The following is a 16,250-nucleotide window of genomic DNA, read 5'->3' as shown; positions in this document are numbered from 1 at the left end:
AGGCTCTGCTACTTCTTCTCCGGCCCTGCCAGCAGCTCGGCGATCCAGCGCGTTGACGGGCGCTGCTCACACACCGTCAGGATGGCGATGGTCATCGGCACGCCGATGAACGCGCCGGGGATGCCCCACAGGAAACCCCACAGGAACACCGACAGCAGCACCAGGAACGGCGACACCGACACCGCGGTGCCCGCCATGATCGGTTCGAGGTAGCTGCCGATGACGAACTGGATCGCGGTCATGCCGGCCGCCACCAGCAGCACCATCTGCCAGCTGCCGAATTGCACCGCAGCGAAGATCATCGCCGGCACCACAACGATCAGCGGGCCAATGAACGGGATGAAGTTGAGGATGAACGCCAGCACGCCCCACGCCAGCGGCAATTGCAACCCGATGGCATAGGCGAACAACGCGGTGAAGGTGCCGGTCAGCACGCTGGCGACACCGCGCACGCGCATATAGGTCTGGAACTTCTTCGCGATGCTGGCGCCGGCTGCGGCGGGGTCCCAGTCGTCGCCCGCCAGCTTGCGCAATCGTGCGGCAATCGGTTCGACTTCGAGCAGCCCGAGCACGACGAACACGAACGCCAGCATGATGAAGCCGGTGGTATCGCTGAGCCGCGCCGCGACGGTCTGCAACAACGACATGACAGTGGCAGGCGACAGCCGGTTTTCGGTAACGCCGTCGACCAGAAAGCCCTGCGCCTCCAGCCATACCGTCGCATCGACATAGACTGCCTGGACGCGGCCGAAGTTCGCCATCGCCCAGCCGCCGATCTGCCCGGCGCTCAACGCCGCGCCGACCGCGAACACCGCGAGCACGGCGAGTGTCGCCAGCATCGTGATGATCAGCGCCAGCCCCTTCGGCAGCTTCGACGCCAGCGTACGTTGCAGCGGCCAGACCAGCGCCACCAGGAACAGCGCGAACGCCACCGGCTCGAACACCACGCGCGCCAGATGCAGTGCGGTGGCGAGCAGGATAACCGCGCACAGCGTCAGCGCCACGTTGCCGCCGGAGGTTTTGGCAACGGGTGTTGTCATCGGCGGTACTCCGGTGCGGGGGCGGGAATTGGCATGGTCTGGGCTAACAATATGACGGGCGCTTGTCCAACGCCGTTACGCAGCTTAGCATCGGCCAACCATATCGCGATCGGGGAGACGGGTTGATGTCGGGCAAATTCATGCGCGTTGCCGCAACTGTGCTGGCGCTGGCCATCGCGGCGCTGCCGGCGTCGGCGCAAACCACGGTCAATATCAATACCGGCGGCGGCGGTGTCGGGCGCTGGGCGTCGATCGACCTGTTCTCGCAGCCCAACTTTCGCGGCCAGCGCGTCCGGCTGACCACCAGCGTCAGCGACCTGCGCTGGTACGGTTTCGGCGACCGCACCGAAAGCTTCCGTGCGCATGGCCGCTGGCGGCTGTGCAGCCAGACCAATTTCCGCGGCCATTGCACCAGCGTGCGCGGCAACCGCTCGTCGCTCGGCGCGACGGCGGGCGGGCGGGTGCGTTCGGCACGCTTCCTGGGGAACTGACGCACCGGCGCTTGACCGCGCGCGTCGCTTGGTTCACGTTAACGTCAACTAGAACCCTGGGAGACGCGCGATGACCATCCATACCCCGATCTGCGACCTGCTCGGTGTCGAACACCCGGTGCTGCTCGCCGGCATGGGCGGCGTGTCATATGCCGAAATCGCCGCCGCGGTCAGCAACGCCGGCGGCTTCGGCTCGCTCGGCATGGCGGGTTGCACCCCGGAGTTCATCGGGGCGCAGATGCGCGCCGTCAAGGCGCTGACCGACAAGCCGTTCGGCGTCGATCTGCTGACCGCGCAACCCGAATCGCTGACCGCCAGCGTCGATATCATCATCAAGGAAGGCGCCAAGGCGTTCATCGCCGGATTGGGCGTGCCGGTGGCGATCATCGACCGTTTGAAGCAGGCCGGCGTCATCGTGATGTGCATGGCGGGCAATGTCCGCCACGCCGTCAAGGCCGCCGAAGCCGGCTGCGACGTCATCATCGCGCAGGGCACCGAAGGCGGCGGCCACACCGGCAGCGTCGCCTCGGTCGCGCTGTGGCCGCAGTGCGTCGATGCCGTCGATATCCCGGTCATCGCCGCCGGCGGGCTGTTCGATGGCCGCGGGCTGGCAGCGGCGCTCGCCATGGGCTGCCAGGGCGTCTGGATGGGCACGCGCTTCATCGCCAGCGCCGAAGCGCACGCCGGCCAGCCCTACAAGGACGCGCTGGTCAAGATGAGCGAAAGCGACACCGTCATCAGCAAGGTCTTCACTGGCAAGACGCTGCGCGCGCTCGCCAACCGCTCGACCCGCGACTTCGAAGGCCAGACCGCCAAGCCGTTCCCGATGCAGGCGCTCGAATCCGCCGCGATGAACCGCCTCGGCCCGATCGCCGGCGTCGTCGATGATGTCGATCCCGACTTCATGTGCCTCGCCGCCGGCCAGGGCGGCGGCGGCATCCGCGAAATCCTGCCCGCCGGCGAGATCGTGCGGCGGATTGTCAGCGAGGCCGAGGTGGCTTTGGGGCGGCTGAAGAAGTTCGGGTAAGCGAAGGGCCTCCGGCGGGCAGGCCTGAGGCCCTTTGAATCGAAAACCCGGCGACGTTGCCGCCGCCGGGTTTCAATAGTCGCTTACATGCGGTGCAGGGCGCACAGCTTGTTGCCGGCGGGATCGCGGAGGTAGGCGAGGTAGAGGTCGCCCATGCCGCCGCTGCGGACGCCGGGGGGATCTTCGCAAGCGGTGCCGCCGTTGGCGAGGCCGGCGGCGTGCCAGGCGTCGGCCTGGGCGGGCGAGGCGGCGGCGAAGCCGATGGTGCCGCCATTGGCGCATGATGCGGGGGCGCCGTTGATCGGCTTGGTGATGATGAAGATGCCCGTCGGCGTCATGTAGATGGCGCGGCCATTGGGGTCCATGATGCCCGGCGCAATGCCGAACGCGCCAAGCGTGGCGTCATAGAACTTCTTCGAGGCGGCGACATCGTCGGCGCCGAGCATGATGTGACTGAACACGACTCTCTCCCAAGATTCGGATTGGTTGCCGCGTCAGGCGCGACGGCGGTTGGCATGCCCCAGTTTGCCGGCGCTGTCGATTGCAAATGCGTGGGCAAAATGACCCGGCGGTGTCAGCCAGGTTCGCCGGACTTGCGGACGAAGCCGGTAGCACCTGACCAGAACATGTCGATGTCGGGATAATGGCATTCGTCGGTGTCGGGCGCGTCATTGCCGACTGCAAGGAACACAACGTCGGCGCTGGTGCGATTGACCAGATGATGCCCGTTCGCGACGCCGCGCGGGAAGGTCGCGATGTCGCCGGGGCGAAGGAGCGTTTCGCCACCGTCCTCGATCAGCACCGCCTCGCCCGAGACCATGATGACCAGTTCGTCTTCGGCGGTGTGCCAGTGGCGCTGGCTCGACCAGGCGCCGGGCTCCAGCCGCACCAGATTGGCGCCGAACGCCAGCAGGTCATCGGCAACGGCGCGGCGCGACCGCCCGGCGACGGCCTGCGCGTACGGCGGCAGATAGCCGGAGCCGCCCAGCACCGGCAGCGCGTCGAGATCGACCTTGGGCATCGCCCCTCCCCGTTTGTGCGCCGAAGCGCGGCAGATTTCGCGCGACAACATCGCGGCGGGCGCTAGATTGGCGCAATCACCGTGCAGGGGGAAGTCTTGGTCGCGTTTCATTTTCGTTTTGCCGGCGGTCTGGCGCTCGCGCTCGCCGCTGCCCCCGCCATCACCGCGCCGGTGCCGGTGTTTTCACCCGCTTCGATCGAGGCGAATGTCACCTATCTCGCCGATGACCTGCTCGAAGGCCGCGAAACCGGCACGCGCGGGCACGAAATCGCCGCGCGCTATGTCGCGGCGCAGTTCGCCAGCTACGGGTTGCAGCCGGGCGGCAAGGACGGCAGCTGGTTCCAGCGCGTGACGCTGCAGGAAGCGCGGCTGACCGATGATGTTCCGGCGCGCGTGACGATTGCCGGCGCCGGCAAATCGCAAAGCTGGGCGAACGGCACCGATGTCATCGTCGGCCCGAGCCAGGTCCGCGCCGTCACCAATGTCGAGGCCCCGGTGGTGTTCGTAGGCTTCGGGCTCGATGCGCCCGCACAGGGCTTCGACGACTATGCCGGGCTCGATGTGCGCGGTAAGATCGTCGCGGTGTTGAGCGGCGTCCCCAAGGGACCGCCGGATGAAATCTGGGCGCATCTGGCGACGCAGACCGGCCGGATGGCGGCAGCGCGCGGCGCCATCGGCATCGTCAGTATACCGACGATCGAATCGGAAGCGCTGCGCCCCTGGGCGAAGTCGCAGCCTTATGCCAAGCGGCCGCGACTGACGTGGCTGCAGCCCGACGGCAAGCCGTTCGTTTCGGCGCCCGGCATCATCGGCAGTGCGTCGCTCAATGCCGTTTCGGCGGCCGCGCTATTCGCCGGTGCGCCGGTGTCGTTCGCGGCGGTGCAGGCCGAAGCCGACAAGGTCGACGCCAAGGGCTTCGGCGGCCGGCCCAAGGGCTTTACGCTGGCGACGACGGTGCGCATCGAAGCCTCGTCGGCGACGCGGCAGATCACCTCGCCCAATGTCATCGGGCGCATCGAAGGCAGCGACCCCAAATTGCGCGACGAGTATGTCGTGCTGATGGGGCATCTCGACCATCTCGGCATCCGTCCTGAACGCGAGGGCGACAAGATTTATAACGGCGCGCTCGACAATGCCGCCGGCACGGCGATGCTGCTCGAAGTGGCGCGGGCGTTCGGCAAGGATGCGAAGAAACCGAAGCGCTCGCTGCTGTTCGTGTCGAGCACCGCGGAGGAAAAGGGGCTGCTCGGCGCTGAAAGCTTCGCGAATGACCCGAGCGTGCCGATCGGATCGATTGTCAGCGTCGTCGATCTCGACCAGCCGATGCTGCTGTACGATTTCACCGACGTCATCGCGTTCGGCGGCGACCATTCGACGATGGGCACCATCATCGCCAGGGCGGCGGCGCAGGCCGGGGTCAAGGTCGCGGTCGATCCGATGCCGGCGCAGACCATCTTCGTGCGCTCCGACCACTATACCTTCGTCAAGCGCGGCGTGCCGGCGGTGATGCTGGCGACCGGCTATGCCAATGGCGGCGAGGCGGCGTGGACGAAGTTCCTGTCGACCAATTATCACCAGCCGAGCGATGACCTGTCGCAGCCGATCAACTGGGCGGCGGGCGCGAAGTTTGCGCAGGTCAATTATCTGATCGCCCGCGACATCGCCAATGCGCCCGAGCGGCCGCGCTGGTATGCCGGGGATTATTTCGGCACGACGTTCGCGCCCGATGCGCCCACCGCCAAGCGTCCGTGAGGAGAGCCGCATGTCCGACAATGAAACCATCGTCCGCAACTTCGTTGCCGCCTGGTCGCGGCTCGATGCCGAGGAGCTGCTCGGCTATTTCACCGACGATATTGTCTATCACAACATGCCGATGGCGCCTTTGTCGGGGATGGCGATGGTGCGTGTCGGCATCACCACCTTCCTCAAAGACTGGACTGCGACGCGCTGGGAACTGCTCAACATCATGGCGGCGGGCGATGTCGTGATGACCGAGCGCGTCGACAATATCGAGGCGCACGGCAAGACGCTGGCGCTGCCGGTGTGCGGCATTTTCGAACTGCGCGGCGGCAAGATTGCCGTGTGGCGCGACTATTTCGACATGGCAACCTACGCCAAGGCGTTTGCCGGGTGAGCACGCCCGCAAAAGGCCAGTTGCTGCGCGTGCTCGGGCCGGGGTTTGCGCTTGCTGTCGTCATCGGCGGCATTATCGGGTCGGGCATCATGCGGTCGCCGGGGCTGGTGGCGGCCGCCATCCCCGATCCGACGCTGATCATGCTGGCATGGGCGGCGGGCGGCCTGCTGGTGCTGGTCTATGCCTTCCCGACGGTCGAACTCGCGGCCTCGATGCCGCATGCCGGCGGGCCGTATGTGTTTGCCGAGCGCGCCTATGGCCCGCTGACCGGGCTGATCGTCGGCTGGAGCGACTGGCTGCAGGGGACGATTTCGACCGCGTTCATGGCCGTGGTGTTCGCCGAATATGTCCAGCGGCTGGGTTTCGGCACCGGTTTGCCGACAGGCCTGATCGCGGTCATCGAAGTGCTGGTGCTCGGGCTGATCAACCTCAGCGGTACGCGGCTGAGTGGCATGACGCAGAACATCGGCAGCTTCCTCAAGGCGCTGGCGCTGATCGCGCTGATCATCGCAATCTTCGGCTTTACCGACGCCGCCCCCGCACCGGCGCACCCGGTGTCGTTTTCAAATGCGATGACGTTCGCCGGCATCATAACCGCGGCACGGCTGATCACCGGTACCTATGGCGGCTGGCAGGGCGCGGTGTACTTCCTCGAAGAGGTCAAATCGGCCGAGCGCAACGTCGTGCGCGCGACGTTCGGCGGCATCTTGCTGGTCATGGCGATCTACCTGCTGGTCAACGCCGCGCTGCTGCACGCGCTGCCGCTCGACGTGCTGGCGAAATCGAACCTGCCGGTGGCGGATGCGGCGGCGATTGTCGCGGGACCGTGGGGCGACACCATCATCACCGCGCTGGCGGTGCTGTCGGTGTTCACCATAGCCAACCTGCAGGTGATGATGCAGCCGCGCGTGCTGCTCGGCATGGCGCGGTCGCGGCTGCTTCCCGATGTGTTCACGCGCGTTTCGGCCAATGGCACGCCGGTGCCGGGTGTCATCTTTTCGACGGGGCTGATTGCGCTGCTGGCGGGCACTGGCAGCTTCCAGTTGCTGGTCAACATCTATGCGCCGATGGTGACGTTGATGTTCGCGATTCTGGGCTTCGCCGCGATCCGCATGCGGCGCATCGAACCGGGGCTGGCGCGGCCGTACAAGATGCCGCTGTTCCCGCTGCCGGCGCTGATTGCCGGCGGGGTCAACGCGATGTTCACGGTGCTGTTCTTTGTCGAGGACATGGACAATGCGCGTTGGTCACTGTTGCTGCTGGCGCTGCCGCTGCCCTATTATTTCTGGCGCAAATCCAAGGTTGTTTCCGCATGATCGACGCGCTCGCGCTCGCCCGCGACCTCATCCGCTGCCGCAGCGTCACGCCCGCCGATGACGGCGCGCAGGCGGTGCTGGGTGCGGCGCTCGAAGCGCTAGGCTTTGCCGTCCACCGGCTCGAACAGGGCAGCCCGCCCGACGGCCCGATCCACAATCTGTTCGCCACGATCGGCGAAGGCGCGCCGCATTTCGCCTTTGCCGGCCATACCGATGTCGTGCCGGTCGGCGACCACAAGGCATGGAGCGTCGATCCGTTCGCGGGCACGGTGGCGGATGGCCAGCTGGTCGGGCGCGGTGCCAATGACATGAAATCGGCGATTGCCGCATTCGTGGCCGCAGCCGAACGCCATGTCGCGCGCGGCAGCCCCGGCACGCTGTCGCTGATCATTACCGGCGACGAGGAAGGCCCCGCCACGCACGGCACCGCCGACCTGCTGACCTGGATGGCGGTGCGCGGCTTCGACCCCGATGCCTGCCTCGTCGGCGAGCCGACGTCAAACCAGCTGCTCGGCGATATGGTCAAGATCGGCCGGCGCGGCTCGGTCAACGCCTGGATCACCGTCAACGGCGCGCAAGGGCATGTCGCCTATCCGGCGCGCGCCGACAATCCGATCACGCGGCTGGTGGCGATCCTTGCCGAGCTCAAGGCGCGGCCGCTCGACAATGGCACCGACTGGTTCCAGGCGTCGAACCTCGAGGTTACCGACATCAACGTCGGCAACCCCGCGACCAATGTCATTCCGGCGCGCGCCACGGCGCGCATCAACATCCGCTTCAATGATCGCCAGCGCGGCGTGGAACTGGAGAACTGGATCCGCGACACAGTCGAACGTCACGCACCATCGGCCGAGGTGATCGTGAAGATTTCGGGCGAGGCGTTCCTGACACCGCCGGGGCCATTGTCCGACATGGTCGATTTCGCCGTCCAGCGCGTCACCGGGCGCACCCCCGAGCTATCGACCACCGGCGGCACGTCGGACGCGCGTTTCATCCGCAGCGTCTGCCCGGTCGTCGAGTTCGGGCTGGTCGGCAGCACCATGCACCAGGTCGATGAAATGGTGCCGGTCGCCGACATTGCGGCGCTGACCGACATCTATGATCTGGTGCTGCAGCAGTTTTTCAAAAGCGGAGACGCGGCATGATTACCGTCACCCGGTTGCGCAATGACGCGATGGCGCACCGCGTCGATGCCGGCGGGCACAGCTTTGTCGTCGATATTCCGGTGGCTGACGGCGGCGGTGACGAAGGCCCCGACCCGCATGACCTGTATGATGCGGCGCTGGGCGCCTGCAAGGCGACGACGATGGTGTGGTATGCCAACCGCAAGGGGCTGGCGCTGCGCGACGTCGAGGTCAGCGTCGAGCGCGATGCGTCGCAGGAGCGCGCCGGCGTTTACAGCCTGGCGGTGCGGATCCGCATTGACGGTGACCTGACCGAGGCCGAGCGAGTGCAGCTGTTGGGCGTGGCGCAGAAGTGCCCGATCCACAAGCTGATGACGGCGGTCGAGACCGTGGTGACGACCGAGCTGGTTTGAGCTTCTGGCGGTCAAGGAAGAGGCCGCTGCGCGGCGGGTAGGCAGAGGTAGAAAGAGCGTGGCAAAGCCACGCCGTCGGACGGGTTCTTCGGCTTCGCCTCCGCCCCGCCGGCCGGGCGAAACGCGAGTCCGCGCCGAAGCCGAAATTTGCGAAGAGCAAATTTCGGCTTCGGCGCTGGCCGCTACTTCGCCAGGTAAAGCTGCGTCACCATGCAATACAGCATCGGGAAGCTCAGCACGAAGTTGGTGCGCGAGAAGATCATCGCAGTCGTTGCCGACTTCGCCTTGGTGTCGGCGTCGGCTTCGACGATGCCGAGCGCGCGCTTCTGGTTCGGCCAGATGATGAACCAGACGTTGAACGCCATGATCAGGCCGAGGATCATGCCCAGGCCGATGACCTTGAAGCCCGGCTGGAAGGTGAAGGCTTCGTGCGCATAGCCCTTGAGCCACGCGACGATCAGCCCGGTGATGACGGTGCCGAGTGCGGCCCAGCGGAACCAGAACAGCGCAGCAGGTGCGATGTACTTGCCGACCGCCGGCTTCAGTTCGGCGGGCACCTTGGGCATCGTCGGGATCTGCACGAAGTTGAAATAATACAGCAGGCCGATCCACAGAATGCCGTTGAGCACGTGGAAAAACACCATCCACGGCGTCAGATAGTCGCCGCCCATGTCGGCCGCGTGCAGCCCGAACATCGCGAGCAGCAGCAAAACCGCGCCGATAACCAGCGCGTAGTGAAAATTACCCAGAATCTTGGCCATGCATCCGCACCCCGTTTTGTGAATGATGCGCAGTCTTAACGCAGCCGGGGCGCGGTTGGTAGCCGCAAACGCAAAACGCGCCGCCGGCAGGGGAACCGGCGGCGCGAAATGGCTGACTGCGGGGGGCAACAGTCAGTCGGGGGGACCTCAGGCCGTGACGGATTTGAGCTGGCGGCGACGCAGCGTCGTGCCGACCAGACCGAAGCCGGCAATCATCAGCGCCCAGCTCGCGGGCTCGGGAACCGCCGCGTTCGACAGGAAGAACATCTGGCCGCCTTCAGCCAGCGTCGCGGCCGGGAAGCCGGTGCCGTTGAGGCCGTGCGCCTGGACATTGCCGAGGAACAGCGAGCCGCGCTTGGCATAGCCGAACAGCGCCGAGACATCGAGGATGCCCGAGGTTTCCCAGTCGCCGAGGCCCGGCAACGTGTCGATGGCGCCAACCGGCGAGGCAGCGCGAACGATCTCGGCGGCGCGCGAGACCGAACCATCGAGGCCGACGACGAGAACGCTGCCGTCATGCGTGTTCGGCTGTCCGGTCCAGGTCGTGGCGCGATCTTCCATGGCGATAATCGACGTATCGCTGGCCCAATCGATGTTGTCGGGGCTGCGCAGTTCGCGGTTGGGATCAAGGTTACCGTTATAGACGATCGTCGTCGTCCCCGAGATCGGGTCGCCGTTGGCGTCGAAGCCGATCTTCAGCGTGTGGATGCGGCCCCAGGTGTCGGCCGCACCCGAAGCAGTGCTGGTGCCGCCGGTGGTGACGAAGGCAACGAGCGAGCCGTCGGCGGGGTTGGTGGCAACATCTTCAAGGCGCGAATAGGCGAAGCCGCCAAGCGCGCGGCCCTGCGCCTGCAACGTCGAAGCCAGTGCATAGCCCGCAGCGTCATAGCCCGGCGTGCCGGCCTTGCTGGCGTCCTTGACGGTCAGCTGGACCCAGCTGCCATTGCGGCTGTCGCCGTTGGCGCCGTTGAAGGTGTTCGAGTTGACGTCGCCACTGGCCGACTTCCAGACATAGAGCTTGCCGTTCTTGAGGCCGTTGCGATCGAGGAAGTCGCTGCTCGACGGGTTCTTGGTGCCGACATACAGCGTCTGCGGGGCGCCGGTGGTGTCATCAGCGAGCAGGAAGGCGACCTTGCTGGTGGTGCCGGTATCGACCTGCGCGGCGTTTTCGAACGAGGCATAGCCGAACGCCGGAACCGCGTGCATCGTCTTGGTCGCGGTATCGAGCGCGTACATCGTGCCGTTGCCGTTTTCTTCGCCGGTGAAATAGATGCGGTCGGTCAGCCCCTTGCCCGCACCAAAGCTGTTGGCTTCGAAGGCCGACGACGAACAGAAGCGGCTGAAGCTGGCAAAGCTCGACGTGGATGTCACAAGGTTGCCGGCACGGTCGTAGATGTTGTCATACGCCATGCCGCCGTTGACGATGGCCTTCGACGCGATGTTGATGTCGAAATAGCTGACGCGCGCGCCGGTCAGCGATTTGCCGCTGGCGAGCGTGTAGCTCTTGCCGCCCGACGACAGTTCATGGTTGACCATGACGCGCACGGTGCGCTTGTCGAGCTTGTAGGCGCCGATGCCGTCGGGAATGCCGACCGACTGGTAGCCATTCGGCAGCGTGTCGCCGATGGTATAGAGCGGCGTGACGACATAGTTGCCCTGACCGGTAATCATCGGCGCGGCCGAGGTTACAAAGCCGGCGGCACTGGCGTTGCCGGCGATCGAGGCAATGGCGAGCGCGGTGAGCGCGCTGGCAGTTTTCAGGCGAATCATGGAAGTGCTCCCGGGTTGACGAAGGTTGACCCGGGAGCAACTAGTTCCGCTGCATGACACGCACGCGACGCGAAAATGACGTTATTGCGAAGCCTTTGTGACGGCCTTGCCGCGCGTCAGCCCAGCCCCATCAGCGCCAGCACTTCCTTGCGTGAGCGTTCGTCTTCGCGGAACACGCCCATCATGCGGCTGGTGGTCATGGTGACGCCGCTGGTCAGCACGCCGCGCGCGCTCATACAGGCATGCGTCGCCTCGATGACCACCGCGACGCCGCGCGGCTCCAGATGCAGCTGGATGCAGTCGGCGACTTCGGCGGTCAGCCGCTCCTGCACCTGCAGGCGACGCGCATAGCCATGCAGCACGCGTGCCAGCTTGGAAATGCCGACAACGCGGTCCTTGGGCAGATAGGCGATGTGCGCCTTGCCGATGATCGGCGCCATGTGGTGTTCGCAGTGCGACTGGAACGGAATGTCGCGCAGCAGCACGATTTCGTCATAGCCACCGACTTCGCCGAAGGTGCGGCTGAGGTGCGTCCCGGGGTCCTCCAGATAGCCGCGGTAATATTCGCGGAACGCGCGGGCCACACGGGCAGGGGTATCGATCAGCCCCTCGCGCTCGGGGTCATCACCAGCCCAGCGCAGCAATTCGCGGACGGCTTCCTCGGCACGCTCCTGCGGAATCGGGAAATGCGCATGGACATGGGCAGGCAGTTCGGAATCATTGTCGTGATCGTGGTCCATGTGGCTCCCCATAGCATGAGCATTGCAGTCATTGCGGAGCCGATGTCGGACTTGCGGCGGCCGAGCGCAAGCCTGTGCCGATGTCGCAGCCTTGGGCGATTTGGTTATTGTATCCAGAAACATCACGGGTCGCGTTCACGCGATGGCGGTGAAACTGCTGCACAAAGCGATTGAAATACAAGAATTTACCCTTAGCAATTCGTCTGCCGGGCGCCAAAGCGCCGCCGGGCCAATGCGTGGCCGGTGCCGACATTTTTGCCACACTTGGCCGAATTGTATCCAAAATCGTCAAATCCGCATGCACTTTGCTTGACACCGGCGCGGTCACATACCCCAATGTCGCCCTGCTTGAGACGCCCGAACGTCGCGGCGCTTGCACGAAAAGGGGACATTCGATGCGCATTTCTTCCAGCCACCTCGCCGGTACCGCACTTGCTCTCGTGCTGACGGCGTTCGCTGCCGCACCCGCTGCCGCGCAGGATGCCGGCGGCGACATCGTCGTCACCGCGCGCCGCGTTGCGGAAAACCTGCTCGACGTGCCGATGTCGGTCGGCGTCCTGACGTCCGAAACCATCACCAGCGCCAACATCGTCGACACGCAGGAAGCCGTGAAGTTCATCCCCGGCGTCACCATCGTCACCGGCACTGCCGAAGTCGGCGACACGCAGATCAACATCCGCGGCGTCAACGGATCGCGCGACGCTGAATCGAACGTCGCGCTGGTCGTCGACGGCGTCCAGGTCAACAACATCAACTTCCTCAACATGCCGATGGGCACGCTGACGCAGTTCGAAGTCGTCAAGGGTCCGCAGGGCGCCTATTACGGCCGCAACGCCACCGCCGGCGCGATCAACATCACCACGGCGAAGCCCGGCAAGGAACTCGGCGGCTCGGCGCAGGTCGGCGTCGCCAACCACGGCACCTTCACCGGCCGGGCCGAAATCTCGGTGCCGCTGTCGCCCGACACCGGCTTCCTGGTCAACGGTTTCTACCGCAATTCGAACGGCTTCTTCCAGAACGACGGGCCGATTATCGGGCCGGGCGCCAACACCATCGACAACTATGACGGCGGCAACATCAACATCCGCCTCGTCAGCCAGATCACCGACAAGCTCGAGATCGATATCAAGGGCGGCTACAGCTCGCTGACGTCGGGCTCGATCAACTATAACGTCGTGTTCAACTTGCCGAACTTCGCCGGCATCAACCCGGCGTTCAACCTCGATGTCAACGATCAGGACTTCTACTACGATTCGAACTACCCGACCTGGGGTAAGCAGACCGCATGGATCGGCTCGGCGAAAGCGAGCTACGACCTCGATTTCGCCAACCTCGTCGGCTACGTCGCCTACACGAGCTCGGACGCGCAGCTCGCCGCCGACGGCACCGTGGCGGCATTCGGCTTCTTCAATGGCACCTCGCAGTGCCAGGCCACAGTCGCCAGCCTGCACGCGCAGGGCTACAAGCCGCAGACGCCACAGACGCTTGGTTCGGTGCCCACCAACGTGCTGTTCGACCCCAATGGCTCGCTGCTCAGCGCGTTCGGCGCCACGACCTGCGACGGCACCCAGTATCAGAAGCGCACTGAAAACGACTTCTCGATCGATGTCCGGATGATTTCGAACAGCACCGGCGCGTTCAAATGGACCGCGGGCGGCACCTATCTCAACATCAACCGCAACACCGGCGTCAACGTCGGCTGGGACAAGGGTCTGGGCATTACGCGCAACCTGTATAACAGCCCGACGAGCACCAACCCGACCGAGCAGCTGTCGAACGACGAATTCACCACCAACGCCTTTGCGCTGTTCGGCACTGTCGACTGGGAATTCGCGCACAATGTCACGCTGGCGGTCGCGCTGCGCTATGACAATGAAAGCCGGGACGTCCACAACCTCGTCGATCCGGCGTGGCGCAACCAGTGGATCAACGGCGGCAACCAGCCGCTCAACCCGGGCCTCATCTTCGGTCCGCTGGTCGACAAGTCGCAGACCTATGACAAGCTGCAGCCGAAGATCAGCCTGACCTGGAACGCCAGCGACGACTGGACGGTCTACGGCAACTGGGGCATCGGCTGGAAGGCTGGCGGCTTCAACAACCAGGGTTCGAAGGCGACGATCGACGCGGCGTTCAACAACCCGCTGATCAACGCCGGTCTCAACATCTATGATGACTATCAGCCCGAAACCTCGAGCGCATTCGAAGTCGGCGTCAAGGGCCAGGCCCTCGATGGCCGGCTGACGCTGACCGCCGCGGGCTATATCAACAACGTCACCGACATGCAGTTCTTCGAATTCTTCGTCGGCAGCTTCGGTATCCTGCGCGTCGTGTCGAACATCGACAAGGTCAACATCAAGGGCTTCGAAGCCGGCGCGACCTTCAAGATCCTGCCCGGCTGGTCGATGTACGCCGGCGGCAACTACAACGACTCCGAAATCACCGAAAACAACGCGCGTCCGCGCACGGTGGGCGGCAAGTCGCCGTACACGTCGCTGTACACCATCAACGCCGGCACCGACTGGAACGTGCCGGTCAACGACAAGTTCAACTTCGTCGGCCGCGCCGACCTCCGCGTCACCGGCCCGACGTGGTTCTCGACGGCGCAGACCGCCGACTATGCGACGGTGTTCAACGCCATCCTGCCGCTCGCTGGGCTGCCGGCGTTCCTCGGTACCGCGAACTACACCAACTCCGAACGCGACACCTTCACCACTGTCGATGTCCGCGCCGGCTTCACCTATGGCAACGCCTGGCGCGTCGAAGGCTGGGCGACCAACCTGTTCAACGCCCATACCATCGCAGAAGTCCTGCCCGCCCCTGAGTTCGGCGGCAGCTTCGCCTCGCCGGGTGCGCGTCAGGCCTTCGGCCTCGACGTGACGTTCAGCTTCTGATGCTGGCGGCGCCTCCCCCGCCGGGGAGGCGCCGGCCCATACGGCGGGGCTTTGACTTCGCTGCGCCTGCGCCATATCAGCGTTGCAGCAGCACGGCGGCGTCGAACATGAAGCAGACCTAACCATCGGGAACCCGGCCATGTCGCGCGCATCCGATTCAGCCTATGAAACGATCCGCGGCCGCATCGCCAACGGCACGCTGGCGCCCGGCGCGCCGCTGCGCGAGGAAGACCTCGCCGAAATCTGCGGCGTCTCGCGCACCCCCGTCCGCGAAGCGCTGCGCCGCCTCGAGGCTGAACTGTTCGTCCGCCGCGACCAGGGCAGCCGCGCCTTCGTCGCCGACTGGACCGCCGACGACGTCGGAGAGATGTTCGCGCTGCGCGCCCTCCTCGAAGCGCATGCCGCCGCACGCGCCGCCACCCGCATCACCCCCGACGAGCTCGAAGCGCTGCGCGACGTCAACAGCCAGCTGATCGCCGCGATCGATGCCCCCGGCGGCCCCGATGTCGCGGGCTTTCTGGCCAGCAACCGCGACTTCCACGACCGCGTCATCGCCGCCGCCGCCTCCCCGCGCCTCGCCGCCATGCTCGCGCAGCTCATCGAACAACCCGTCGTCCGCCGCACCGCGCGCCTCTACGACCGCGCCCAGCTCGGCCGCAGCGCCGCCGAACACGGCGAACTGCTGGCAGCGTTCGCGCGCGCCGACAGTGACTGGGCGCGTGCGGTGATGACGGGACATATCCGGCGGGCGTTGCATGCGTTTGCAGACCGGAAGGATTAAGGGCCTCCGGCGGGCAGGCCTGAGGCCTGCACCCGATTGTTTGGCGCACTTCAAATGGGTGCAGGCCTCAGGCCTGCCCGCCGGAGGCCCTTAGCCCTTCAACCCTGCAAAATACCGCATCACGTCGCCGCTCTCGACAACGTCCGCGTATTTCGCCTGCAGGTCGAACAGGTTGGCTGCCTGGACGGCGGGGTCGCGGTCGCCGCAGGCGTCGCGGACGATGAGCGGGATGAAGCCGTGGCATAGCGCATCGAGCGCGGTGGCGCGGACGCAGCCCGAGGTGGTGACGCCGGCGATGGCCAGCGTGTCGATGCCGCGTTGGTGGAGGCGGTCGGCGAGGTCGGTGCCGAAGAAGGCGCTGGGGTAATGTTTGGTGATGACGGTGTCGGTTGTGCGCGGGGTCAGGCGCGGGTCGAAGTCGGCGAGCGGGTTGCCGGTATCGAAGCTGCCGAGGATGTGCGGGATCTTGCGGTAGAACAGCCCGCCCTCGGCGCCGCCGGGGCTGTATTCGACGCGGCTGAAGATGACCGGCACGCCCGCGGCATCGGCGGCAGCGCGCAGCGCGATGGTGGTTTCGAATTCGGCCTCGACGCCGGCGTAGAGCGGCGCGCCGGGGGTCAGATAGGCCATGCCGAAATCGACGATGAGCAGCGCCGGGTGCCGGCCGAAGCCGAGCGCGCCGCCGAAACCGGCGGCGGCATAGTCGGCGTCGGTTGTGCGCTGGTCGCTCACCGCGCGCGG

The 16,250-nt window shown here is 65.7% G+C and carries 16 protein-coding genes and 1 pseudogene; 9 read left to right on the top strand and 8 right to left on the bottom strand.

Going from position 1 to position 16,250, the window contains the following annotated elements:
• Positions 1–8: 8 nt before the first annotated feature.
• A complete protein-coding gene (locus EUV02_RS06635) occupies positions 9–1,040 on the bottom strand; it encodes an AI-2E family transporter (protein ID WP_135245477.1) in 1,032 nt (343 codons plus the stop codon).
• A 125-nt stretch (positions 1,041–1,165) separates the two neighbouring features.
• On the opposite strand from EUV02_RS06635, the gene EUV02_RS06630 reads away from it, so the two are divergent.
• Positions 1,166–1,531 (top strand): beta/gamma crystallin-related protein, encoded by a 366-nt coding sequence (locus tag EUV02_RS06630; protein ID WP_135245476.1) that lies wholly within the window; start codon positions 1,166–1,168, stop codon positions 1,529–1,531.
• A 70-nt stretch (positions 1,532–1,601) separates the two neighbouring features.
• Positions 1,602–2,558 carry an NAD(P)H-dependent flavin oxidoreductase gene (locus tag EUV02_RS06625; RefSeq protein WP_135245475.1) on the top strand — a complete coding sequence of 319 codons (957 nt, stop codon included), beginning with the start codon at positions 1,602–1,604 and terminating at the stop codon, positions 2,556–2,558.
• 83 nt (positions 2,559–2,641) lie between these two features.
• Here EUV02_RS06625 and EUV02_RS06620 read toward each other — a convergent pair whose 3' ends face one another.
• On the bottom strand, positions 2,642–3,019 hold the full coding sequence (locus tag EUV02_RS06620) for a VOC family protein (RefSeq protein WP_135245474.1): 378 nt from the start codon (positions 3,017–3,019) through the stop codon (positions 2,642–2,644).
• A 113-nt stretch (positions 3,020–3,132) separates the two neighbouring features.
• Positions 3,133–3,690, bottom strand: a complete 558-nt coding sequence (locus EUV02_RS06615; RefSeq protein ID WP_341533702.1) for a cupin domain-containing protein — start codon at positions 3,688–3,690, stop codon at positions 3,133–3,135.
• Here EUV02_RS06615 and EUV02_RS06610 point away from each other — a divergent pair.
• The 5 genes from EUV02_RS06610 to EUV02_RS06590 are packed head-to-tail and all read left to right on the top strand — an operon-like array spanning position 3,676 to position 8,566.
• A complete protein-coding gene (locus tag EUV02_RS06610) occupies positions 3,676–5,331 on the top strand; it encodes a M28 family metallopeptidase (RefSeq protein ID WP_135245473.1) in 1,656 nt (551 codons plus the stop codon). The genes EUV02_RS06615 and EUV02_RS06610 overlap by 15 nt on opposite strands.
• Before the next feature lie 10 nt (positions 5,332–5,341).
• Positions 5,342–5,713: a limonene-1,2-epoxide hydrolase family protein gene (locus EUV02_RS06605; RefSeq protein ID WP_135245472.1), complete on the top strand. Its 372-nt coding sequence runs from the start codon at positions 5,342–5,344 to the stop codon at positions 5,711–5,713.
• Entirely contained in the window at positions 5,710–7,029 is a 1,320-nt protein-coding gene (locus tag EUV02_RS06600) for an APC family permease (RefSeq protein WP_135245471.1), read from the top strand. Before EUV02_RS06605 ends, EUV02_RS06600 begins: the two co-directional genes overlap by 4 nt.
• A complete protein-coding gene (gene dapE, locus EUV02_RS06595) occupies positions 7,026–8,174 on the top strand; it encodes a succinyl-diaminopimelate desuccinylase (protein WP_135245470.1) in 1,149 nt (382 codons plus the stop codon). Before EUV02_RS06600 ends, dapE begins: the two co-directional genes overlap by 4 nt.
• Positions 8,171–8,566 carry an OsmC family protein gene (locus tag EUV02_RS06590; RefSeq protein ID WP_135245469.1) on the top strand — a complete coding sequence of 132 codons (396 nt, stop codon included), beginning with the start codon at positions 8,171–8,173 and terminating at the stop codon, positions 8,564–8,566. Before dapE ends, EUV02_RS06590 begins: the two co-directional genes overlap by 4 nt.
• 182 nt (positions 8,567–8,748) lie before the next feature.
• Here EUV02_RS06590 and EUV02_RS06585 read toward each other — a convergent pair whose 3' ends face one another.
• The 4 genes and pseudogenes from EUV02_RS06585 to EUV02_RS06570 all read right to left on the bottom strand — a co-directional run bounded on the left by EUV02_RS06585 (position 8,749) and on the right by EUV02_RS06570 (position 12,240).
• Positions 8,749–9,327: a urate hydroxylase PuuD gene (locus EUV02_RS06585; RefSeq protein WP_135245468.1), complete on the bottom strand. Its 579-nt coding sequence runs from the start codon at positions 9,325–9,327 to the stop codon at positions 8,749–8,751.
• A gap of 147 nt (positions 9,328–9,474) precedes the next feature.
• Positions 9,475–9,576 (bottom strand): annotated as a pseudogene (locus EUV02_RS16110) (PEPxxWA-CTERM sorting domain-containing protein); the annotation flags it as partial.
• Between the two features lie 1,637 nt (positions 9,577–11,213).
• On the bottom strand, positions 11,214–11,849 hold the full coding sequence (folE, locus tag EUV02_RS06575) for a GTP cyclohydrolase I FolE (protein WP_424022178.1): 636 nt from the start codon (positions 11,847–11,849) through the stop codon (positions 11,214–11,216).
• A 16-nt stretch (positions 11,850–11,865) separates the two neighbouring features.
• Positions 11,866–12,240, bottom strand: coding sequence for a hypothetical protein (locus tag EUV02_RS06570; protein WP_166430542.1), 375 nt, complete (start codon positions 12,238–12,240; stop codon positions 11,866–11,868).
• Between EUV02_RS06570 and EUV02_RS06565 the strand changes: the two genes are divergently transcribed.
• The gene (locus EUV02_RS06565; RefSeq protein WP_135245465.1) at positions 12,233–14,728 is read left to right on the top strand and encodes a TonB-dependent receptor; all 2,496 of its coding nucleotides are present in this window, start codon (positions 12,233–12,235) and stop codon (positions 14,726–14,728) included. The genes EUV02_RS06570 and EUV02_RS06565 overlap by 8 nt on opposite strands.
• A gap of 139 nt (positions 14,729–14,867) precedes the next feature.
• Positions 14,868–15,509 (top strand): GntR family transcriptional regulator, encoded by a 642-nt coding sequence (locus EUV02_RS06560; RefSeq protein ID WP_135245464.1) that lies wholly within the window; start codon positions 14,868–14,870, stop codon positions 15,507–15,509.
• A gap of 90 nt (positions 15,510–15,599) precedes the next feature.
• On the opposite strand, the gene EUV02_RS06555 is transcribed toward EUV02_RS06560, so the two are convergent.
• A complete protein-coding gene (locus tag EUV02_RS06555; RefSeq protein ID WP_135245463.1) occupies positions 15,600–16,241 on the bottom strand; it encodes an isochorismatase family protein in 642 nt (213 codons plus the stop codon).
• Between the last annotated feature and the right edge of the window lie 9 nt (positions 16,242–16,250).

Source organism: Glacieibacterium arshaanense (genome assembly GCF_004681125.1).
Taxonomy (GTDB): Bacteria; Pseudomonadota; Alphaproteobacteria; order Sphingomonadales; family Sphingomonadaceae; genus Polymorphobacter_A; species Polymorphobacter_A arshaanense.
The sequence above is the reverse complement of the archived record's forward strand: the minus strand, read 5'-3'. Positions and strand labels throughout refer to the sequence as shown.

What these genes read in the sequence shown, in the direction of transcription:
- EUV02_RS06635 (WP_135245477.1), bottom strand. Translation starts at nt 1,040, where the DNA reads ATGACAACACCCGTTGCCAAAACCTCCGGCGGCAACGTGGCGCTGACG.
- EUV02_RS06630 (WP_135245476.1), top strand. Translation starts at nt 1,166, where the DNA reads ATGTCGGGCAAATTCATGCGCGTTGCCGCAACTGTGCTGGCGCTGGCC.
- EUV02_RS06625 (WP_135245475.1), top strand. Translation starts at nt 1,602, where the DNA reads ATGACCATCCATACCCCGATCTGCGACCTGCTCGGTGTCGAACACCCG.
- EUV02_RS06615 (WP_341533702.1), bottom strand. Translation starts at nt 3,690, where the DNA reads ATGAAACGCGACCAAGACTTCCCCCTGCACGGTGATTGCGCCAATCTA.
- EUV02_RS06605 (WP_135245472.1), top strand. Translation starts at nt 5,342, where the DNA reads ATGTCCGACAATGAAACCATCGTCCGCAACTTCGTTGCCGCCTGGTCG.
- dapE (WP_135245470.1), top strand. Translation starts at nt 7,026, where the DNA reads ATGATCGACGCGCTCGCGCTCGCCCGCGACCTCATCCGCTGCCGCAGC.
- EUV02_RS06590 (WP_135245469.1), top strand. Translation starts at nt 8,171, where the DNA reads ATGATTACCGTCACCCGGTTGCGCAATGACGCGATGGCGCACCGCGTC.
- EUV02_RS06585 (WP_135245468.1), bottom strand. Translation starts at nt 9,327, where the DNA reads ATGGCCAAGATTCTGGGTAATTTTCACTACGCGCTGGTTATCGGCGCG.
- folE (WP_424022178.1), bottom strand. Translation starts at nt 11,849, where the DNA reads ATGGGGAGCCACATGGACCACGATCACGACAATGATTCCGAACTGCCT.
- EUV02_RS06565 (WP_135245465.1), top strand. Translation starts at nt 12,233, where the DNA reads ATGCGCATTTCTTCCAGCCACCTCGCCGGTACCGCACTTGCTCTCGTG.
- EUV02_RS06570 (WP_166430542.1), bottom strand. Translation starts at nt 12,240, where the DNA reads ATGCGCATCGAATGTCCCCTTTTCGTGCAAGCGCCGCGACGTTCGGGC.
- EUV02_RS06560 (WP_135245464.1), top strand. Translation starts at nt 14,868, where the DNA reads ATGTCGCGCGCATCCGATTCAGCCTATGAAACGATCCGCGGCCGCATC.